Source organism: Sphingopyxis sp. QXT-31, from assembly GCF_001984035.1.
Classification (GTDB): Bacteria; Pseudomonadota; Alphaproteobacteria; order Sphingomonadales; family Sphingomonadaceae; genus Sphingopyxis.
In genome coordinates this window covers 1790837-1811282 of the sequence record NZ_CP019449.1, presented here as the reverse complement: position 1 = coordinate 1811282, position 20446 = coordinate 1790837, and the positions used below count along the sequence as shown (strand labels likewise).

21 protein-coding genes are annotated in these 20446 nt (G+C 66.1%); 12 read left to right on the top strand and 9 right to left on the bottom strand.

Features of this window, described 5'->3' with window-relative positions; genetic code table 11:
• The first annotated feature begins 50 nt into the window (after positions 1–50).
• The 7 genes from BWQ93_RS08725 to BWQ93_RS08695 all read left to right on the top strand — a co-directional run bounded on the left by BWQ93_RS08725 (position 51) and on the right by BWQ93_RS08695 (position 5260).
• Positions 51–1652 carry a lysine--tRNA ligase gene (locus BWQ93_RS08725; protein WP_077032284.1) on the top strand — a complete coding sequence of 534 codons (1602 nt, stop codon included), beginning with the start codon at positions 51–53 and terminating at the stop codon, positions 1650–1652.
• 112 nt (positions 1653–1764) lie between these two features.
• Positions 1765–2259 carry a DUF3291 domain-containing protein gene (locus BWQ93_RS08720; protein WP_077030203.1) on the top strand — a complete coding sequence of 165 codons (495 nt, stop codon included), beginning with the start codon at positions 1765–1767 and terminating at the stop codon, positions 2257–2259.
• The gene (locus BWQ93_RS08715) at positions 2256–2741 is read left to right on the top strand and encodes an asparaginase domain-containing protein (protein ID WP_077032283.1); all 486 of its coding nucleotides are present in this window, start codon (positions 2256–2258) and stop codon (positions 2739–2741) included. The genes BWQ93_RS08720 and BWQ93_RS08715 overlap by 4 nt, the downstream gene beginning before the upstream one ends.
• Positions 2742–2814: 73 nt before the next feature.
• Entirely contained in the window at positions 2815–3099 is a 285-nt protein-coding gene (bufA2, locus tag BWQ93_RS08710; protein WP_077032282.1) for a BufA2 family periplasmic bufferin-type metallophore, read from the top strand.
• A gap of 190 nt (positions 3100–3289) precedes the next feature.
• Positions 3290–3595, top strand: coding sequence for a hypothetical protein (locus BWQ93_RS08705; RefSeq protein ID WP_077030202.1), 306 nt, complete (start codon positions 3290–3292; stop codon positions 3593–3595).
• Positions 3596–3651: 56 nt separating this feature from the next.
• Positions 3652–4497 carry an MNIO family bufferin maturase gene (bufB, locus tag BWQ93_RS08700; protein ID WP_198040505.1) on the top strand — a complete coding sequence of 282 codons (846 nt, stop codon included), beginning with the start codon at positions 3652–3654 and terminating at the stop codon, positions 4495–4497.
• Positions 4490–5260, top strand: a complete 771-nt coding sequence (locus BWQ93_RS08695; RefSeq protein ID WP_077030201.1) for an HvfC/BufC family peptide modification chaperone — start codon at positions 4490–4492, stop codon at positions 5258–5260. The genes bufB and BWQ93_RS08695 overlap by 8 nt, the downstream gene beginning before the upstream one ends.
• Here BWQ93_RS08695 and BWQ93_RS08690 read toward each other — a convergent pair.
• Positions 5257–6297 carry a fatty acid desaturase family protein gene (locus tag BWQ93_RS08690; protein ID WP_077030200.1) on the bottom strand — a complete coding sequence of 347 codons (1041 nt, stop codon included), beginning with the start codon at positions 6295–6297 and terminating at the stop codon, positions 5257–5259. The two genes, BWQ93_RS08695 and BWQ93_RS08690, sit on opposite strands and share 4 nt — an antisense overlap.
• 180 nt (positions 6298–6477) lie before the next feature.
• Here BWQ93_RS08690 and BWQ93_RS08685 point away from each other — a divergent pair, with 180 nt between their 5' ends.
• Positions 6478–9087 carry an EAL domain-containing protein gene (locus BWQ93_RS08685; RefSeq protein ID WP_232314773.1) on the top strand — a complete coding sequence of 870 codons (2610 nt, stop codon included), beginning with the start codon at positions 6478–6480 and terminating at the stop codon, positions 9085–9087.
• A 245-nt stretch (positions 9088–9332) separates the two neighbouring features.
• Here BWQ93_RS08685 and BWQ93_RS08680 read toward each other — a convergent pair whose 3' ends face one another.
• The 4 genes from BWQ93_RS08680 to BWQ93_RS08665 all read right to left on the bottom strand — a co-directional run bounded on the left by BWQ93_RS08680 (position 9333) and on the right by BWQ93_RS08665 (position 13284).
• Positions 9333–10604, bottom strand: coding sequence for a metal-dependent hydrolase family protein (locus BWQ93_RS08680; RefSeq protein WP_077030198.1), 1272 nt, complete (start codon positions 10602–10604; stop codon positions 9333–9335).
• A gap of 120 nt (positions 10605–10724) precedes the next feature.
• The gene (locus BWQ93_RS08675) at positions 10725–11708 is read right to left on the bottom strand and encodes an RcnB family protein (RefSeq protein WP_077030197.1); all 984 of its coding nucleotides are present in this window, start codon (positions 11706–11708) and stop codon (positions 10725–10727) included.
• A 136-nt stretch (positions 11709–11844) separates the two neighbouring features.
• The gene (locus BWQ93_RS08670) at positions 11845–12390 is read right to left on the bottom strand and encodes a (2Fe-2S)-binding protein (RefSeq protein WP_077030196.1); all 546 of its coding nucleotides are present in this window, start codon (positions 12388–12390) and stop codon (positions 11845–11847) included.
• A 129-nt stretch (positions 12391–12519) separates the two neighbouring features.
• Positions 12520–13284 carry a class II aldolase/adducin family protein gene (locus BWQ93_RS08665; protein ID WP_054729410.1) on the bottom strand — a complete coding sequence of 255 codons (765 nt, stop codon included), beginning with the start codon at positions 13282–13284 and terminating at the stop codon, positions 12520–12522.
• A 319-nt stretch (positions 13285–13603) separates the two neighbouring features.
• On the opposite strand from BWQ93_RS08665, the gene BWQ93_RS08660 reads away from it, so the two are divergent.
• The 4 genes from BWQ93_RS08660 to BWQ93_RS08645 all read left to right on the top strand — a co-directional run bounded on the left by BWQ93_RS08660 (position 13604) and on the right by BWQ93_RS08645 (position 17558).
• Positions 13604–15616 carry a YadA family autotransporter adhesin gene (locus BWQ93_RS08660; RefSeq protein ID WP_198040504.1) on the top strand — a complete coding sequence of 671 codons (2013 nt, stop codon included), beginning with the start codon at positions 13604–13606 and terminating at the stop codon, positions 15614–15616.
• Positions 15617–15668: 52 nt separating this feature from the next.
• Positions 15669–16241 (top strand): hypothetical protein, encoded by a 573-nt coding sequence (locus tag BWQ93_RS08655; protein ID WP_232314772.1) that lies wholly within the window; start codon positions 15669–15671, stop codon positions 16239–16241.
• Between the two features lie 183 nt (positions 16242–16424).
• Positions 16425–16631: a 30S ribosomal protein S21 gene (gene rpsU / locus BWQ93_RS08650; RefSeq protein ID WP_037510267.1), complete on the top strand. Its 207-nt coding sequence runs from the start codon at positions 16425–16427 to the stop codon at positions 16629–16631.
• 384 nt (positions 16632–17015) lie between these two features.
• A complete protein-coding gene (locus BWQ93_RS08645) occupies positions 17016–17558 on the top strand; it encodes an FKBP-type peptidyl-prolyl cis-trans isomerase (RefSeq protein WP_077030193.1) in 543 nt (180 codons plus the stop codon).
• Between the two features lie 321 nt (positions 17559–17879).
• Here the strand turns inward: BWQ93_RS08645 and BWQ93_RS08640 are convergent, their stop codons facing one another.
• From BWQ93_RS08640 to BWQ93_RS08625, 4 genes are read right to left on the bottom strand one after another with little or no spacing between them, the layout of a single operon-like run.
• Positions 17880–18971: an AI-2E family transporter gene (locus BWQ93_RS08640; protein ID WP_077030192.1), complete on the bottom strand. Its 1092-nt coding sequence runs from the start codon at positions 18969–18971 to the stop codon at positions 17880–17882.
• Between the two features lie 18 nt (positions 18972–18989).
• The gene (gene lepB, locus BWQ93_RS08635; protein WP_077030191.1) at positions 18990–19823 is read right to left on the bottom strand and encodes a signal peptidase I; all 834 of its coding nucleotides are present in this window, start codon (positions 19821–19823) and stop codon (positions 18990–18992) included.
• Position 19824: 1 nt separating this feature from the next.
• Positions 19825–20226 carry a holo-ACP synthase gene (acpS, locus tag BWQ93_RS08630; protein ID WP_077030190.1) on the bottom strand — a complete coding sequence of 134 codons (402 nt, stop codon included), beginning with the start codon at positions 20224–20226 and terminating at the stop codon, positions 19825–19827.
• Positions 20223–20429: a hypothetical protein gene (locus BWQ93_RS08625; protein ID WP_077030189.1), complete on the bottom strand. Its 207-nt coding sequence runs from the start codon at positions 20427–20429 to the stop codon at positions 20223–20225. The genes acpS and BWQ93_RS08625 overlap by 4 nt, the downstream gene beginning before the upstream one ends.
• Positions 20430–20446: the final 17 nt, after the last annotated feature.

The window sequence follows — 20446 nt, the reverse complement described above, 5'->3', positions numbered from 1 at the left end:
CGCGTCCGCTCTTCTTCCCATCCTTGTTTCTTGCCGCTATGGCGCGCGCCATGACCGACTTGCATCTTGACCCCGCCCTGCGCGAACCCGCGCAAACGTCCAAGGCCTGGCCGTTCGAGGAAGCGCGCAAGCTGGTGAAACGCTATCCGCAGGGCAAGCCCGGCGGCGATCCCGTGCTGTTCGAGACCGGCTATGGCCCCTCGGGCCTGCCGCATATCGGCACTTTCAACGAAGTGCTGCGCACGACGATGGTGCGCCGCGCCTATGAGACGCTGACCGGCGGCGCGCCGACGCGCCTCGTCGCGTTCAGCGACGACATGGACGGGCTGCGCAAGGTTCCCGACAATGTGCCGCAAAAGGAGATGCTCGCCGCGCATCTCGGCAAGCCGCTCACCGCTATCCCCGACCCGTTCGGGAAGTATGAAAGTTTTGCGCATCACAACAATGCGATGCTGCGCGAGTTTCTCGACCGGTTCGGCTTCGATTACGAGTTCGTCAGCTCGACCGAGCGCTACAAGTCGGGCGCCTTCGACGAGGCGCTGAAGAATGTCCTGCGTCATAATCAGGATATTCTCGACATCATGCTGCCGACGCTGCGCGCCGAGCGCGCCGCGACCTATTCGCCGATCCTGCCGGTCAGCCCGACATCGGGCATCGTGCTCCAGGTGCCGGTAACGGTGGTCGACGCCGACAAGGGGCTCGTATCGTTCGAGGACGCGGGTCAGACGATCACCCACAGCATCCTCGGCGGCGGCGCCAAGCTGCAGTGGAAGGTCGACTGGGCGATGCGCTGGGTCGCCTTGGGCGTCGACTACGAGATGTACGGCAAGGATTTGACCGACAGCGGCGTCCAGTCGGGCAAGATCGCGCGCGCGCTCGGCGGGCAAAAGCCCGAGGGGCTGATCTACGAAATGTTCCTCGACGAAAAGGGCGAGAAGATTTCGAAGTCGAAGGGCAACGGCCTGAGCCTCGAGCAGTGGCTGTCGTACGGCAGCGAGGAAAGCCTCGCCTTTTTCGCCTATCGCGAGCCCAAGGCGGCGAAGCAGCTCCACATCGGCGTGATCCCCAAGGCGGTCGACGAATATCTCCAGATGCGCGGCAATTATCCAGCGCAGGAGCCCGACAAGAAGCTCGGCAACCCCGTGCATCACGTCCATGTCGCGCGCGGCGAGGCGATGCCGTCGGCCGAACTGCCGGTGACCTTCGGGCTGCTGCTCAACCTCGTCGGCGTGATGGGCGCCGACGCGTCGAAGGAGCAGATCTGGCGCTACCTCGGCCAATATGTCGAGGGCGCGAACGCAAAAAGCTATCCCGAGCTCGACGGCCTGATAGACAATGCGATGGCGTATAACCGCGACTATGTCGCGCCGACGCTCAATCGCCGCAAGCCGGCGGGCGGCGAGCGCGCGGCGCTGGCCGAGCTCGATGCCAGGCTGGCGGGGCTGCCCGCCGACGCCTCGGCCGACGACATTCAGAATATCGTTTACGAGATCGGCAAGAACGAAGCCTATGGCTTTGAAAACCTGCGCGACTGGTTCAAGGCGCTCTACGAGACTTTGCTCGGGTCGAGCGCCGGGCCGCGCATGGGCAGCTTCATCGCCTTGTTCGGCATCGACAATACGCGGCGGCTGATTGCCGAGGCGCTCAGCTGACACAAAGATAGAATCCGTTGGTGTCGAGCGAAGTCGAGACACCCGGAAGGCAGGCGCTTCCCAAGCGTGTCTCGACTTCGCTCGACACGAACGGAAAAAGGAGAGTGGCGAAATGAACGCAGAACCCGCCTTCCAACTCGCGCAGATCAACATCGGCCGCTTTCGCCTGCCGCCCGACCATGTCGCCAACCGCGACTTCATGGACGCGCTCGACCATGTGAATGCCGTTGCCGAAGCCGCCGACGGCTTCATCTGGCGGCTGACGGGCGAGGGCAATAATGCGACCGACGTGCCCGTCACCGACGACCCGCAGTTGATCGCGAACATGTCGGTGTGGCGCGATATCGATGCGCTCGCCGCCTATGTCTATCGCACCCCCGATCACCTGACGATCATGAAGCGCCGCAAGGAATGGTTCGACCATATGGCCACCTATCAGGCGCTCTGGTGGGTTCCGGCCGGCCATCGCCCGACCGTCGCCGAGGGCATGGCGCGCATCGCGCTGCTCGAAGCGAACGGCCCGAGCGCCGAGGCCTTCACCTTCAAGCGCCCCTTCGCCGCGCCCGACGGCACGCCGGCGCTTCCCATCGAGGACGAATGCGCGTGATCGAAATCTTCACCACCGGCGGCACGATCGACAAGGTCTATTTCGACGCGCTCAGCGAATTCCAGATCGGCCCCGCGGCGATCCCCGACATGCTGCGCGAGAACAACGTCCATGTCCCGCACCGCGTTACCCAGCTGATGCGGAAGGACAGTCTGGAACTGGGCGATGCCGACCGCGAGGCGATCCGCGCCGCGGTCGCCGCGAGCGATGCGACGCGCATCCTCGTCACCCACGGCACCGACACGATGGTGGTCACCGGGCGCGTGCTCGCGGGGATCGCAGGCAAGACGATCGTGATGACCGGCGCGATGCAGCCCGCGTCGGTGCGCGCGAGCGACGCCGAATTCAACGTCGGCTTCGCGCTCGCCGCAGCGCAGACTTTGCCGCCCGGCGTCTATGTCGCGATGAACGGCATGATCTTCGATCCCGCGACCACCGAAAAGGACCGCGAGGCCGGACGCTTCGTTACGGGCGCAGGGTAACCTTTTCGCCGCGCCCCCGAATAGCCAATGGGCGGGCCACCGGGCTCGTGCCATTTCTATGGAGGACGAAGCCATGACCAACAGCAAACTCGCCGGCCTGATCGCCGTTTCCGCCACCGCGCTCGCGCTCACCGGGGCCGCCCTCGCCGCCGATGCTCCGGCGGGCAGTTCGGGCAAGGCCATTGGCGCGAAGGACAACGTCCATTGTTACGGCGTCAACAGCTGCAAGGGCACTGCCGACTGCAAGACGACGGCGAATGAATGCAAGGGCCAGAACGGCTGCAAGGGCCATGGCTTCAAGGCGATGCCTGCTGCCAAATGCCTGAGCGACGGCGGCGTCATCGGCGATATCGGCTAATCCCCCCGCGGCAGGTATCGACCGGAACCCGTCCCGTGCACCCCGCGGGGCGGGTTCGTCGGTGCGCCGAAAAACGCATTCTCCTGTGACCGAGATCATGCCACTATCCTACCGGGTCGTGTGAATAGGACCGGGGGGCGGCGAGTCGCTGCCCCACCTTGATTGGACAACCGAAGGGAAGGGTAAACTCATGACCAACAAACTGGCCGGCCTGATCGCCGCCTCGGCCACCGCGCTCGCGCTGTCGAGCGCCGCGCTCGCCGGCGAAGCGCCGAAGTCGAAGACCATCGGCGCCGCCGACGAAGTCAAATGCGCCGGCGTCAACAGCTGCAAGGGCGCGTCGGATTGCAAGACCGACGCCAGCTCGTGCGGCGGCGCGTCGGGCTGCGGCTCGGCCGGCAACAGCTGCAAGGGCGCGAACACCTGCAAGGGCAAGGGCTGGAAAAAGCTCGCCGCGGGCAAGTGCCTCAGCGACGGCGGCAAGATCGTCGTCTGACAAGGGTAGTGGGCAGGCCCGGCTAATCCGGGCCTGCCGCACCACCGACGGAGCCGATGATGCACAGCAAGACCGCGCCGTCGCCGGGCTTCGGCCTGGGCCTGCGCCCCGAACATTATGCCGAGTTCCTTGGCCAACCCCAGCCAGTCGACTGGCTGGAGATCATCTCCGAAAATTACATGGTCGATGGCGGCAAGCCGCTGGCGATGCTCGATGCGATTCGCGCCGACTATCCGGTGGTGATGCATGGGGTGTCGCTGTCGATCGGATCGGCCGAACCGCTCGATCGCGATTATCTGCGCGATCTCAAGGCGCTGGCGGATAGAGTTGAGCCGCTGTGGATTTCGGACCATCTTTGCTGGACCGGGATCAACGCGCACAACACCCACGACCTGCTGCCGCTCCCCTATGACGCCCCCGCGCTCGACTGCGTCGTGGACAACATCGGCCGCGTGCAGGATATCCTCGGCCGCCGCATCCTGATCGAGAATCCGTCGAGCTACGTCGCCTTCCGCTCGTCGGATCGCAGCGAATGGGACTTCCTCGCCGAAATGGCGGAGCGCGCCGACTGCCTGCTGCTGCTCGACGTCAACAATGTCTATGTCAGCGCGCGCAACCACGGCTTCGACCCGGAGGATTATCTCGCCGGTCTCCCCGCCGACCGCATCCAGCAAATCCACCTCGCGGGACACAGCGACATGGGCGATTATGTCATCGACACGCACGACGCCGACGTCTGCGACGCGGTGTGGGACCTCTATGGCGACGCGGTTCGAATGCTCGGCCCCGTCGCGACGATGATCGAGCGCGACGACCATATCCCGCCGCTCGCCGAGGTGATCGCCGAACTCGATCGCGCGCGCGCGCTTGCGGCGCCGGTGCTGGAGCCGGTGCATGGCTGAGGCGCTGCGCGATATGCAGGCGCGGTTCCTCGCGGGTGTCATCGCCAATGATGCGGGCGCCGAGGCGCTGATCGTCGACGACAATCGCGTCGGCGCGGCGAAAAGGCTCGCCATCTACCGCAACAATTACCGCTCGAGCCTGACCGGCGTGCTCGCCGACCATTATGAGCGGCTCCACGCCTATGTCGGCGACGAGCAGTTCGACAATCTGGCCGAGGCCTATGTCGATGCTCATCCCTCGGGGACGCGCAACCTGCGCTATTATGGCGAGCGATTTCCTGCGTTTATGGCGCGGCATTATCCCGACGATGGCGAACTCACCGAGCTGGCGGCGCTCGATTGGGCGCTGCGTCACGCCTTTGACGCCGCCGACACCGCGCCGCTCGATGCCGCCGCGGTGGGTGAACTCGGCGATGCGTGGATCGAACGGCGGCTGAAGCTGCACCCCTCGGCGACCCTGCTGCCCGTCCGCCACAATGTCGCGGCGCTATGGAGCAGCCTCGACGCCGAAGAAGAGCCGCCCGAGGTCGAGGCCCTGACCGACGCCGCCACCTTGCTGATATGGCGCGACGGCACGCAGTCGCGCTTCCGTAGCCTCTTGGCCGACGAGGCCGGCGCGCTGGCGCTACTCGCCGGCGGCGCCAGCTTCACCGACCTCAGCGCGGCGCTGATCGAGGGCGAAGGGGAGGCGGCGGCGATGGAAGCGCTCGCGGCGTGGCTCGGCCGCTGGCTTGCCGACGAACTGCTGGTGCTGGCCGACTAAGCCGCCGCCGGCCGCGACGTCACCTGCTGCAACACGACCATATAATCGGGCGCGATCGTCATCGCCTCATGCTTGCCTGCCCGGCCCAGCGCGGCGTGCACCGCGGGCAGCCGGTAACAGGGCACCCCCATGAACAGATGATGCTCGGCGTGATAATTGACCCAATAGGGCGCCACCGTCGCGCGCGCGATCCAGCCGGCGCGCGTCGTGCGGGCATGGCTGAAGGGATCGTCGCTGCCCGTCGTGGTGCACGCATGTTCGGCGATGTTGCGGATGCGCAGGTAGAGCTGGAAGGTCGTCGCGAGCCCCGCGAGCCACAGCAGATAGGGCGTCCAGCCATAGAGCAGCAGCGACAGCGCCAGCAGAACCGCCTGCACCGCCAGGAAACGCCCGACCGCGCGCGTCACCGCCATCGCGCCCGCCGCGTCGACCGCGGGCGCGGTGACGCCGTCGTCGGACTGCTTGTTGAACGGCGTGCCGGCGCGCGTGCTCGCACGGCCTTTCTCGGCCTTTTCGCCGCGCAGCATTGCCTTCAGTCCGATGATCGCCAGCCCGAATTGCGCGACGCGCTGCTTGAAGAAGGTCTGCCCGGTCAGGTCGCGCAGCACCTTGCGCCAAAGGCTCGCGCGGGTCGTGGGGAAGGGTTTCGACAGCAAGAGGTCCGGATCCTCCGCCTGCTGCGTGAATTTGTGATGCTGCAGATGATAGGTGCGATAGGCGATGAGGTCCGAGCCCACCGCCGCGCCGGTCAGCCAGTCGCCGAGGAAATTGTTGAGCTTGCGATTGGGGTGCAGTGCTCCGTGCGCAGCGTCGTGCATCAATATCGCGAAACCCAGCTGCCGCCCGCCGACGAGGATGATCGCGGCGAGCCAGGCGAGCGGATTCGCGAGCCACGCCGCCATCCCGACCACAGCAATGCTGACGATCCAGCCGTGCGCGACCAGCCAGATGCCGCGCCACGGCGACACACGCGTGATCGCGCCCCATTCGTCGCGACTGAAAAACCGGGTCGGCGGCAGAAGGCGTACGGCAGGCATGGCGCGACTATAGTCCGTTGCGAAGGAAAACCCAATCCCTCCCATTATGAAGCAACTACGTGGCGCTACGCGGCCCCGGCATAAGGTTTTGGAAACCCCTTTCTGGCACAGAAATCGCCAATAGGACCGACACTTACGGGAACAGCGGGATTGGGATTAAAGCGGGCCATAGTGAGGCCGGTGGCCAGCGAAACGTCGCCTGACGAATCGCTGTTCGACTCACCGGAGTTTGTGACGCGCCTGACGCGCGTCGCACAGCTGTGGCATTATGTCCTCGTCAGCCGCGTCCTCGTCTATTTCGCCTGCGCCTTTTTCCCCGGACTTCCGGGCTTTTTCGACCGGCCGTCGCAATGGCTGGTGCTCGGGCTCGGTATCGGCTGCGACCTCGTCCTCACCGTGATCGGCCAATTGTCGCGGTCGCCGCATCGCGGACTCCCCGAACGAATCGGGCTGTGGTGCACCACGGTGATGGGGCTGATCGCGCTCGGCACCATGCTCACCAGCGTGGCGATGTTCGTGAATGGCGGAGGGATGGGGGGTGGCCCTTATGTCGATGCGTTCTCGGCGATTCGGGTAGGAACGGTGCTTGTTGCGGCGTCGGCCGTCGCGATCGCGCGCCCCGCCTTCTTCACCTTCGCGGGCGCCACCGCGCTCGGCGGAGCGATCGGCAAGGCGTCGGTGCCCTTCGCCCTCGCGGCGATGATCTTCCTGCTGCTGCTGATCGTGATGGTGCGCGAGGACGTCCGTCACCAGAACCGCACCCGGCGTGCCAAGCGGAAGGCGGCGAGCGAGCAGCAACGCGCGCTCAACCTGGTGCGCGACTTCGAACGCGCGGGGCGCGGCTGGTTCTGGGAAACCGACCGCCACGGCCAGCTCGTCTATATCTCGCAGACCGTCGCGGCGAAGCTCGGCCGTTCGGCGAGCAGCCTGATCGGCAAACCCTTCACTGACATCATCAGGAAGCGCATCGGAAACGACGAGAGCGAGGAGCGCACGCTCGGGTTCAGCCTGTCGTCGCGCACGCCTTTCAAGGAGCTGACTGTGCAGGCGGCGGTGCAGGGCGAGGAGCGCTGGTGGTCGATCTCGGGCCATCCGATCAGCAACGAGCTCGGCAATTTCCAGGGGTTTCGCGGGTCGGGCACCGATCTCACCGAAAAGAAGAAGTCCGAGCGCGAGATCAACCAGCTCGCGCGCTACGACGTGCTCACCGGGCTCGCCAACCGCCTCCACATCACCGACCTGCTCGAACGCGCATTGCGCAATCATATCGGCCAGCCGCAACCCTGCGCGCTGCTGCTGATGGATCTCGACCGCTTCAAGGCGGTGAACGATACGCTCGGCCACCCCGTCGGCGACCAATTGCTCCAGCAGGTCGCGGCGCGGCTGACCCAGATCATCGGCGACAAGGGGCAGGTCGGGCGCCTCGGCGGCGACGAGTTCCAGATCGTGCTGCCGCAGATCACCCAGCCCGACAAGCTGGCCAATATCGCCAACTCGATCATCCTCAGCCTCGCCAAGCCCTTCGCGATCGAGGGCGAGCAGGTGCGCGTCGGTTCGTCGATCGGCATCTCGGTGTCCGAAGGTGCGGGGGTGCCCTCGTCGGCGCTGGTGCGCAACGCCGACCTCGCGCTCTATGCCGCGAAGGATGCGGGGCGCGGTGTCTATCGCTTCTACGCCGACGCGATGCACGACCAGGCGAGCGAAAGGAAGGCGATCGAGGATGCGTTGCGCGACGCGCTGGCGAAGGACGAGCTGCGCCTCGTCTACCAGCCGATCGTCGACGTCGCGAGCGAGCGCGTGTCGGGGTTCGAAGCGCTGATCCGCTGGCAGCGTGGCAACGCCGAGATGATCAGCCCGTCGAAATTCATACCCATAGCCGAGGAATCGAACCTGATCGTCCCGATCGGCGAATGGATCATCCGCTCGGCCTGCGATGCGATCGTCAAGCTGGGCCCCGACTACCGCGTCGCGGTCAACGTCTCGCCGCGCCAGTTCGCGAACGAGAAATTGCCCGCGACGATCATGGGTGCGGTCTCGGCGGCGGGCATCCGCCCCGAGCAGCTCGAGCTCGAGATCACCGAAGGCATCTTCCTCGACGAAAGCCCTGAAAATCTCGAGATGTTCCAGCGGCTGAAACGCACCGGCGTGCGGCTCGCGCTCGACGATTTCGGCACCGGCTATTCGGCGCTCGGCTATCTGAAAAAGGCGCCGTTCGACAAGATCAAGATCGACCAGAGTTTCGTGCGCGGCGCCGCGGACCCGAGCAGCATGAACGCCGCGATCATCTCGTCGATCGTCGGCCTCGCCGCGGCGCTCAAGATGGAAACCACGGCCGAGGGGGTCGAGACGCACGACGATCTCGAGCTGATCCGCGGGCTGGGTTGCAGCCATGTCCAGGGCTATATCTATGGCAAGCCGATGGCGCTGACCGATGCGCTCGACCTTATCCGCAGCGGCGGCGGTCGTGTGTCGGCCGAGGGCTACAAGAGCGCGCGCGAGCCGCGCCGGCTGACCTTCCGCACGATCCATGTCGAAAGCGGCGGATATCGCTACGAGGCAATCATCCGCAACGTCTCGACGCGCGGCGCGCTGATCGAGGGGCTGTGGAACGTCCCCGAGGGCACCAGTTTCCGCCTCGAATTCGGCCCCGACCTGATCGTCGATGCCCAGGCGCGCTGGTCCGAGCAGAACCGCGTCGGGGTGCAATTCGCACAGGCGGTCGAGATCGCGGCGCTCATCGGCAATGTGGCCCCGGCGCCGGTGCGGGCGCGGATCGACCGGGCGGCGTAGGCAACAAGCGGCGGCTTTGGGGTGGGAAGCTGCCGTAAAGCCCTCTCCCCTTGAGGGGAGAGGATAGCGCAGCTTGCTCCGTCAGGAGCTAGCGACGCTTGGAGAGGGGTGCTTGGACGCTGGCGGTCGGAAACCCCTCTCAACTCCGGCTAGGCAGCAAGCTGCCAAGCCTGCGTATCTCTCCCCTCAAGGGGAGAGAGTATAACCCTGCGAACGTCCGCAATCGCCCGTAACCAGCCTTCGCCTCAATCCGCAATCCGCCCGCGCGCCATCACCCAGTCGACCTTTTCCAGCACGCGCACGTCGGCCAGCGGATCGCCCGAAACCGCGATCATGTCCGCCGACATCCCCGGCGCGATGCGGCCGATCTCGCCTTCCATCGACAGCGCCTTTGCGGCCACCGTCGTCGCGCTGGCCAGCGCCTCGCGGGGGGTCAGCCCGTTGGCGACCAGCAGCGCGAATTCGCCGCCGTTTTGGCCGTGCTCGAACACCCCGGCGTCGGTGCCGAAGGCGACGGGGACGCCCAGCGCCTTGGCGCGGGTCACGGCCTTGCCGACGCTGCCCATCGTCATGCGGACCTTCGCCTCGACCGTCGGGGTATAGATGCCCTTGCCCAGCCGTTCCTTGATCCCCTCGAACGCCATCAGCGTCGGGACCAGATAGGTGCCTTTGGCCTTCATCACCTTCAGCGCCGCGTCGTCGGCGAAAGTGGCATGGTCGATCGTGTCGATCCCCGCCGCCGCGGCATCCTCGATCCCGCGCGCGCCATGGGCGTGCGCCATCACCTTGAGGCCGAGCGAATGCGCAGTGGCCGCGATGCTGTCGAGTTCGGCCTTGCTGAAATGCCCCTCGAGCCCGCGGCCCTGCTGCGACAGCACGCCGCCGGTCGCGGTGATCTTGATGATGTCGGCGCCAGCGCGCGAGGCCTTACGCACCTTTTCGGCGCATTCGGTCGCGCCGGTGCAAGTATAGCCATAATCGAGCACGCCATGGACATCCTCGCGAAAGCCGGTGACGTCGCCATGCCCGCCGACGATCGACAGCGCCGGGCCCGCGGCAATGATGCGCGGCCCTTGGATGAAGCCGTTCGCGGTACCGCGGCGGAGCGAAAAGGCGCTATATTGCCCCGACCCCGCCTCGCGCACCGTTGTGAACCCCGCGCGCAGCGTTATCCCGGCGTTCTTGACCCCCACGACGACGCCCCATTCGTCGGGATCGACCGCCTCGCTGCGATAATCGCCGCCGGGATCGCCGGTCAGGTGGACGTGGAGGTCGATGAGGCCGGGGAGCAGCGTCTTGTCGCCGAGGTCGACGATCTCGGCACCGGCCGGCGCGGGCGCGCGGCCCTGGGCGATCGACACGATGCGGTCGTCGGTGACGGTGACGGTCGACGCGCCGAGCGCGGGCTTGTCGGCGTCGGTTATGACGCGTCCGGCGTAGATGACACTGGTCTTGGCATAAGCCGCGCTGCTCATGAGCGCGAGCGTCGCCGAGGCGACGAGTCCGAGTTTACGCATCCGATTTTCCCCTGCTTTGTAAAGCCATGGTGGCGCGCCGGGCGGGGGAGGGCAAGCGCATAAGAAGAGGGGCCGGTCGAACCGGCCCCTCAGTTTGTCGTCTGATAACCGAAAGGAATATTACCAGAAGAAATCGTGGATCACGTCGACCACTTCGCCGCTGTAGGTGTCGACGAGCAGCGCGTCGTTGTAATAGCGTACCCAGCGATACCCCCCGTCGGCGGGCGGCAGGCGGTAGTACCAGGGATCGTTGATCCAGTAGCGCTGGCTGTAGAACAGCGAGCCCAAGGTGAAGCCGATGCTGAAGCGCGTGTAGCCGCGGTTGCGATACGGATTGTAATAGCGCGGCAGGCGGTAATAGCTCCGGTTCCGGTCGCGGTAGCTGCGCCAGTCGTAGCGACGGTCGCCGCGCCATTCGCGGTTCCAGTTGTTCCGCCGGTCGTTGTCGCGATAGCGGCGGTCGACGCGATTGTTGTCGTTGCGGTCGTAACGCCGGTCGATCTGGCCATCGCGATTGCGGTCATAGCGGGGATCGCGCTGGTCGATGCGATTGTTGTTGTTGCGATCCCAGCGGCGGTCGAGGTCGCCGTTGCGATTGCGGTCGTAACGCCGGTCGACGCGGTTGTTGTCGTTACGGTCATAGCGCCGATCGACCTGACCATTGCGGTTGCGGTCCCAGCGGCGGTCGATCTGACCGTTGCGATTGCGATCATAGACGTTGCCGCCCTGACGCTGCGCCTGCTGGCGCTGGCCCTGCCACTGCTGGCGCTGGACCTGCTGACGCTGCACCTGCGCGTTGCCGCGGTCGCGGTTTAGCGACCAGTCGCGGCGCTGCGGTGCCTGTTGCGGGCGCGGTGCGGCATCGCGCTGACGCTGCACCTGCTGGCGCTGCACCTGCGGCTGCTGCGGACGTTGCGCCTGCGGGCGCTGACCACGGTCGCCACCCCCGCCACGGTTGGTGCTGCCGCGGTTGCCACCGCGATTGCCGCGATCACCGTCGCCGCGCTGTGCCAGTTGCTGGCCTTCGCGCGCCTGCGCGAACACCGGCGCAACCGGGGTCAGCATGGTTGCGGCGATCAGCAGTCCTCCGATAAACTTCTTCATCTTGCCTTACTCCTCGGTTTCCCTTGGGCGGCGGACGGCCGACCGGGAAGATGAACCGATATTTACGGGTGGCAAGATGAGTCATCGCTGACCGCGCTGTTGCCTGTGGTTCAGCTAGATGAACGGGCGAGGGCGTTCAGCGTTCCGGCGGCGCGCGCATCGCGGGCACCGCCCCCGCGGCATCCTGCGGCCGGATGCCCGGCGGCGGCGCGGCGGCGATGCGCTCCTCGCCGCGCAGCACGCGCCCGGCGCGCTTGATCGCCCCGCGGATGCGCGGATAAGTGCCGCAGCGGCAGATGTTGGTCATCGCCGCGTCGATCTCGGCATCGCTGGGGTTGCTGTTGGTGCGCAGCAAGGCGGCCGCGGCCATGATCATTCCCGACTGACAGAAACCGCATTGCGGCACTTGCTCTGCCACCCACGCCTGCTGCACCGGGTGGCTGCGGTCGCGCGTCAGCCCCTCGATCGTGGTGACGAAGCGGCCCTCGCATTCGGCAATCGTGACCAGGCAACTGCGGATCGCCTCGCCGTCGATATCGACGGTGCACGCGCCGCAGTCGCCGGTGCCGCAGCCATATTTGGTGCCGGTCAGGTTCGACGCATCGCGCAGCGCCCACAGGAGGGGCGTTTCGGGATCCATCCGATATTCGATCGGGCGGTCGTTGACCGAAAAGCGCGTCATGCAAGGACCGATAAATAGGGACAGTCCCTATTTAATTCCCAATGTTGCTTCGAATGGCAACCGGCGCGCCCGATCAAATAGGGACTGTCCCTATTTATCAACGTCGCCCTATCCCCGAAGGAAGTCCGATTAGTCACGCCAACTCGTGTCGATCTTGTCGACCTTGCGAACCATCGCATCGAATTCGGCCTTGCCCGACTGGCCTGGGATCGCCGCCATATACAGGTCGCGCTGGTGGACCTTGATCACCTCTTCATCGACCAGGATCGGCTTGCCCATGCTCATCGTCGCGAGCTGGATCTCGCACGCGCGCTGCAGCGCCCAATATTTGATGAAGGCGTCGGAGAGCGACTTGCCCATCACCACGGGGCCGTGGTTGCGCAGCATCAGGATGCGCTTGTTGCCCAGATGCTCGACCAGCCGTTCGCCTTCTTCCTCGCGCACCGTCACGCCCTCGAAGTCGTGATAGGCGAGCTGGCCCATGAAGTTGCAGGCATAGAAATTGGTCGGCTGCAGCCCGCCCTCGAGCCCGCACACCGCCATCGTCGCGGTGGTGTGCGTGTGGATGATCGCATGCGCATCGGGCAAGACGCGGTGGAACAGGCTGTGCTGGACAAAGCCCGCCTTGTTGACGTGCCAGGGATTGTCCTCGTCCAGCTTGTTGCCGTCGATGTCGATCTTGATCAGACTCGACGCGGTTACCTCGCTGAAATGCATGCCATAGGGGTTGATCAGAAAGGCCCCTTCCTGATCCTCCAGCTTCACCGTGATATGGTTGAAGATCATCTCGTCCCAGCCCATCATCGCGAAGATGCGGTAGCAGGCGGCCAGTTCCTGCCGCGCCGTCCATTCGGCTTCGCTATATTTGCTGTTGCGCTTCAGCTGGGTCGCCATTCGCCTTATCCTCTTCGCAGTCGGTTTCGTTGTGCCACCTATGCCACAGCGGGGGGCGCGTGCACAATCCCGCGGGCGGCTGCGGCCAACTGGTTAACAAAAGCGATAAAACGTTGACGGACCTGGCGTTAACGGTCAGGCTTCGAATCAGGGTCGAGCTGCGGGGCTTCCATTCGTCCGAAAGAGACGATGATGTCCGCCTGGATGTGTGCGTGTGGTCCGACCCGGCCATCCCCTCATGCTGGTTGCAGCGCATCGAATTGCACGGTGCGGCCATTCCGCTGCTCGTGTTTTTGGGGAGTGAGAAACAATGCGTACCATGGTGAAACTGTCCGCGTCGGTAATGGCGTTGGCGGCCTATTCGGCCTTTTCGGCTACGCCTGCGCAGGCGGCCGAGTGTATTCTCGACACCAACAACAATGGCGTCGCCGATGCCGGCGATACCGACGGCGGCGCGATCTCGTCGAACGACTCGCAGCTCGCCTGCGGTCCGAACACGCTGGTCCAGGGCAATAATTCGACCGCGGTCGGCGCCAATGCGCAGTCCAATGCCAGCGGATCGACCGCGGTCGGCTCGACGGCGACCGCATCGGGCGCATCCTCCACGGCGCTCGGCTATCTGGCGAACGCGACCGATACGCGCGCCATTGCCGTTGGCGTGCAAAGCCAGGCATCGAACACGCACGCGGTTGCCGTCGGTGACGCGGCGGTTGCCAGCGGCCGCTCGTCGACCGCGCTCGGCAGCGGGGGCGTGGCGTCGCGGCCGGTGATCGCGGCAGCGGGTTTCAGCACCGCGCTTGGGACGGGAAGCCAGGTGGAGGCCGGGGCAACCGGGGCGACCGCCGTTGGTAACAATAATACGGTGACGGCGGATGGTGCGTTCGGCGCCGCGCTCGGTGCCTTCAACACGGTCTCGGCGGCAAACGGTGTCGCTATCGGCGTTTCCTCGACGGCCAGCGCCGACAACGCCCTGGCAGCCGGGACCGCCGCTCTGGCAAGCGGCGCCAACTCGACGGCAGTCGGTGCTTTAGCGTTGGCCAGTGGTACGACCAGCACGGCCATCGGCAACCTGTCGACCGCCACCGACGAAGACGCGGTCGCAATCGGTGATAACGCCACGGCAAGCGGCTTCCACTCGACCGCCGTCGGCGGCGAAGCGGTCGCCTCGGGCCGCGGTGCGCAGGCCTTCGGCTGGCAATCGTCGGCGACCGGCAACCTCAGCACCGCGCTCGGCCATCAGGCGAGCGCCACCGGCATTCAGTCGACCGCGGTCGGCAAGAGCTCCAGCGCCACGGGCGACAATGCGACGGCGGTCGGTAACTTTGCGACGGCTGCCGTCGACGCCACGGCGGTGGGCACCAATGCCACGGCAGCCGCCGGCGGCGTCGCCATCGGCCGGATCGCCAATGCGGCCGATCAGGCGATCGCCATCGGCGAAGGCGCCTCGGCAACCGGCAATCGCGGCGTGGCGACGGGCGTGGGCGCAACGGCCGTGGCGCAGAGCGCGGCCTATGGCAGCGATTCGGTCGCAACTGGCACGACCTCGACCGCGATCGGGCAGAGCGCCAGCGCGACCGACGAGGATGCCGTCGCCGTCGGCCAGCTCGCCAACGCCTCGGGCTTCCATTCGACCGCCGTGGGCGCCGAATCGGTTGCTTCGGGTCGCGGCGCGCAGGCGTTCGGCTGGCAGGCTGTCGCTTCGGGTAACCTCAGCCTCGCGGCTGGCCACCAAGCGCAGGCGACCGGCATCCAGTCGACCGCGGTCGGCAAGAATTCGGTCGCGGCGTTCGACAATTCGACCGCGATCGGCTTCGGCGCCACCACGACCCGCGCCAACCAGGTCCGCCTAGGCGGCGCCGGTAGCAGCGTGTCGGTCGGCGACATCGCCGCCAGCACCGCCGCGCAGACGGGGACGATCAGCGTCGCCACCGTCGATGCGTCGGGCACGCTGGGCGCGGGCCCGACGGTCGCGAGCCTGGCAACGGCCTCGGCACTCGCCGCGACCAACGCCAATGTCTCGGCGCTGCAGACGCTGACCGCGCAGCATACGAGCCAGATCGGCACGCTGTTCGCGCAGTCGGACGAGAACCGCCGCCAGGCGCGCCTCGCCAACGAGGGCGTCGCGCTGGCGCTGTCGATGGAAACCCCGTCGCTGCCCGCCGACGCGAAGTTCGGCCTGTCGGGCGGCATCGGCTATTACAACGACCGCACCGCCGGCTCGGTCGCGATGACCGCGCGGATCAGCGAGAAGGCCACCTTCTCGGCCGGCGTCGGCGCGGGCTTCGACTCGGGCGAGATCGGCGCACGCGGCGGCTTCCAGGTCGTCTGGTAAGCCTTTGATGAAATCGGGCGATGCTTCCTTGCCAAGGGAGCATCGCCCTTTCATGATGGATTTTATGGACAGCATCATCCCTTCGAGACGCGGCGCGAAAGCGGCCGCTTTTTCTTTGTCCGCCGCGCTGCTGGCGATCGCCTCACCGGCGCAGGCGCAGACGGGGGCCGCCGCGCCGCCGCCCGTTGCGGCGATGCCCGTGCCGGGCGACCTCGAGCTCGCCAAGCTGATCTGGTCGACGATCACTGCGATCGACCACGCCAACCAGTCGGGCAATTATTCGGTGCTGCGCGATATCAGCTCGCCGGCGTTCCAGATCGCCAACGATCCGTCGCGGCTGGCGCAGATCTTCGCCTCGCTGCGCGACAATCGCGTCGACCTGTCGAACAGCCTGCTGCTCGCGCCGGTCTACAATGGCGCGCCGCAGGTGGGGCAGGGCAATGTGCTGCGCGTGCGCGGCAGCTTCGGGCTGCGCCCGACCGCGGTCGCTTTCGACTTCGAATTCCAGTGGTACAACGGCAAATGGCGGTTGTTCGGCGTCGCGATCTCGCCGATGCCGCTCGCCACGCAACAACCGGCCGCGGGCCCCGAGGTGCCCGACACGCGGCGCCGCGGCAACCAATAGCCATGTTTTCGGCCCCTGCGGGCGCGCAGGGGCTTGCATTTGGCCGCGAATCCCTTTAGTGGCGCTCCATCGGAACGTCGCGGGTTCGCGGCGCTCTTTTTATTGCCCGAATATCGGCGACCCATGGCGAACCGGATAGCTCCCGGTCAGGGTCGTTTTGACGAACAGGAGTCGAGACAGTTTATGCAGATCATCGTTCGCGACAATAATGTCGACCAGGCCCTTCGCGCGCTCAAGAAGAAGCTGCAGCGTGAGGGCGTGTATCGCGAGATGAAGCTGCGCCGTCACTACGAGAAGCCGAGCGAAAAGCGCGCGCGCGAACACGCCGCCGCCGTCCGCCGCGCCCGCAAGATGGAGCGCAAGCGGATGGAGCGCGACGGGATCAAGTAAGACCCGTCACTCCCGTTCGGGATCCTGATCGTGAAAGGGGCGCTGCGGCAACGCGGCGCCCTTTTTCGTTTCCGGCGAGGGGGAGGCTGGTTTCGGGCGGCACGCCACATGAAGATCCCGCCGCTTGCGGGGAGGGGGACCGCCCGCGAAGCGGGTGGTGGAGGGGGCTATCGGCCTGAAGCGCCGCTTGAGGACGCCACCCCCCTCCGTCAGCGCTTCGCGCTGCCACCTCCCCACAAGTGGGGAGGATCGTCTTGTTTCCACCCCAGACCCACTCACCGCTCCATCACCCCCGCGAACTTCCCTCTGGACCGCCCCTTGCCGCCACGCCTATAGGCGGGCGCAACATTTTTGCTCCTTGGGGGGCAGGGGAAGGATCAGACGATGAGCGTGACGACGGTTCCATTGCGTCCGGTGAGCAAGGGCGGGTTGTGGCTGATGTGGTTCGGCGTCGCCGCGCTGATCGCGGTCGCGATCGGCTTTGCGGTCAAATCGACCCCGCGCATCGGCTTCGAAGTCGTCAAGGAAGGCACCGGCCTCAGCCCGACCAAGGCCGACGTCGTGCTCGTCAAATATCAGGGCAAGCTCGACGACGGCACCGTCTTCGACGCCAACGAACAGGCGCCGATGCAGGTGTCGCAGGTCGTCCCCGGTTTCTCGCAGGCGCTCGTCCGCATGAAGAAGGGCGGCAAGTACAAGATCACCATCCCGCCCGCGCTCGGTTACGGCGACAAGGCGACCGGGCCAATCCCCGCGAACAGCACGCTGAATTTCGAGGTCGAACTGCTCGATTTCCGCACCGAGGCCGAAGTCCGCGCGATGCAGCAGCAGATGATGCAGCAGCAACAGATGATGCAGCAGATGCAGGGCGGCGCTCCCGGTGGTCCGGGCGCCCCGCCGCCGGGCGAGGTCCCGCCGCAGCCCTGAGGCCTATCGACGATTTCATGAAGACGGCGCCGGGCCTCCGGCGCCGGTCTTTTTTGTGGCGCAAGGGTTTATGGCGGCCTTGGGGTGGGAAGCTGCCGTAAAGCCCTCTCCCCTTGAGGGGAGAGGATAGCGCAGCTTGCTCCGTCAGGAGCTAGCGAAGCTTGGAGAGGGGTGCTTGGACGCCTCTGGCGGTCGGAAACCCCTCTCAACTCCGGCTAGGCAGCAGGCTGCCAAGCCTGCGTATCTCTCCCCTCAAGGGGAGAGAGCATAACCCTGCGAACGGCAGCAACCGCCCGCAACCCGACGTCGCGATATAGTCGACTATGCGCCGGGCTTCGCCTTACCCCCAGCGCCCGCGTTGCGCTCGGCCTCGCGCTCGAGCGCGACCTTGATCATCGCGACGATCGGGTCGGCGAGCGCGAGGCCCATGACCCCGAGCAGCGCACCGAGCAATATCTGCGCGCCGAGAACCAGCGCGGGGGCGAGGTCGACGGTGCGCTTTGCCACCATCGGCACGATCAGATAGCCGTCGACCGTCTGGACGACGAGATAGATGACGATCGCGGCGATCCCGGTATCGGTCCCCGCCGAAAAGCCGACGAGTATCAGTAACACCCCTGATACGATCGCGCCGATATTGGGGATGAAGGCGAGCAGCCCGGTCAGCAGCCCCATCAGCGCCGCCATCGGTACCCCGAAGGCGAGGCAGGCGAGCCAGGTGCCGACACCCTCGACCGCCATGCCGAGCAGGCGACCCGCCATCAGCCGGCGCAGGGTGAAGCCCATGCGCGCGGTGGTGATGTAGAAATTCTCGCGGCTCTTCATCGGCAGCATCCACGCGACCCCGCGCTCGTAGAGCCGGGGCTCGATCGCGATGAAGATGCCGAGCACGACGATCATCACCGCGCTGGTCAGCGCGCCGACGACCGAGCCTACCGCCGCGGTGACGCGCCCGACGGTGCCCGCCAGATTGTCGGAGATCGTCTTGGCGTCGAGCTGGAAATTGCCCATGCCATGCTCGCTCGCCCAGGTTGCCAACCGTTCGATCTGCGCCATCACGACGCGCTGGAAGGTCGCGACCTGGTCGGCGATTTGCGAGCCCGCGAACAGCATTGTCCAGGCCAGGAAGGCGACGAGCAGCAGGCAGACGATCAGCAGCCGCCAGCCGCGCGCGATCGGCAGGACGCGCCCGAGCAGCCGCGTGCCGCCGTCGAGCATCGCCGCGACGACGATGCCCGCGAAGATCAGGAGGATCGGCTGGATCAGAACGATGCACGCGCCGATGAGCAGAGCGAGGCCGAGCCAGACCCCGGCCTTTGTCAATTCGGTGCGAACGGCGTAGCTGCGTATTTCAGTCGGGCCGGGCTCGTCGGCGGAGGCCTTGACCTTTGCTTTTGCGTCGGTCTCCGCCATGCGCTTTGCTCCCCTGTGCTAGCTGCCCTTACGTTCCGGCGTCAGATCGGTTCCCGCGCGGCCCGAACGCAGCGCGGTGAACCAGCTGATGGGGTTGTACCATTCGGCGGTGCCGTCGGTCGAGAAAGTCACGAACTCGGCGCGCCCCGCGATCGCATCGAAGGGGACGCCGCCGCCCAACCCCTTGCGGCTGACCGCGACGCGGCTGTCGGCGCTGCCGTCGCGGTTGTCGCCCATCAGGAACAAATGCCCCGCGGGCACCTTGTACGGCCCGAAATGATCGACCTCATAATCGCCCATGTCGATCGTGTCGTAGGACGCGCCGCCGGGCAGCGTCTCGCGGTAGATCGGCAGTTCGAGCATCTCGCGGCCCTGCGCGTCGATACGGACGAGGCTTTTCAGGCTGCTGTCGAACGAGGGGGTGTTGGCATCGACGGGGATCGCCATCATCGGCTGCACTTCGCGCTTCACCGGCGTGCCGTTCAGCACCAGCGCGCCGTCGCGCATCTCTATCGTGTCGCCGGGCAGGCCGATCACGCGCTTGATATAGTCGGTGCGGTCGACCGGATGCTCGAGCACGACGATATCGCCGCGCTCGGGCAGCATTGCGAAGATACGCCCCGCCATTTTAGGCGCGAGGTGGAAGCTCACCGAGGCATAGGACCAGCCATAAGGATATTTGCTGACCAGCAGTCGGTCGCCGCTCAGCAGCACCGGCATCATCGAATCGGACGGGATATAGAAAGGCTTCGCCGCGCAGCTGTGGATGCCGAGCACTAGCAGCAGGATCACCGCGATGTCGCGGATAAACTTGCCCCAGCTTTCCTCGCCCTTGTCCTTGGTCTTCGCCATGTCAGTCCTTGATTGCCTCTATGATGACGAAAGCCTGCGCCCAGGGATGGTCGTCGGTCAGCGTCAGATGGATATGCGCTTTGTGCCCCGCGGGGATCATCGTGGCGAGCCGTTCGGCGGCGCCCCCCGTCAGCGCCAGCGTCGGCGCGCCCGAGGGGGCGTTGACGACGCCGATGTCTTTCATGAACACGCCGCGCTTGAAACCCGTGCCCACGGCCTTGGAGAAGGCCTCCTTCGCCGCGAAGCGCTTGGCATAGGTGCCCGCGCGCGTGAACGGCCGCCGCGCCGCCTTGGCGCGCTCGACCTCGGTGAAGACGCGCTTCTCGAAGCGCTCGCCGAAACGGTCGAGCGAATTCTGGATGCGCTCGATATTGCAGAGGTCGGAGCCGAGGCCGATGATCATGCGCCGCCATCTCCGGTTTCGCGGCGCGTGACGTAACGCCAGGCGACCCAGGTGACGAGCTGCGCGGCGAGAGTTGCCGGGATCGCGACGAGAAGGACCGGCGGGATCTCCGCCTGGCGACCGCTTGCCCAATCCCATCCGACTTTCGCCAGCAGCAGCGCGCACAACAGCGTGCCCCCGATCTTCAGCACGCCCGACATCATCAGAAGCGTATGTCCGG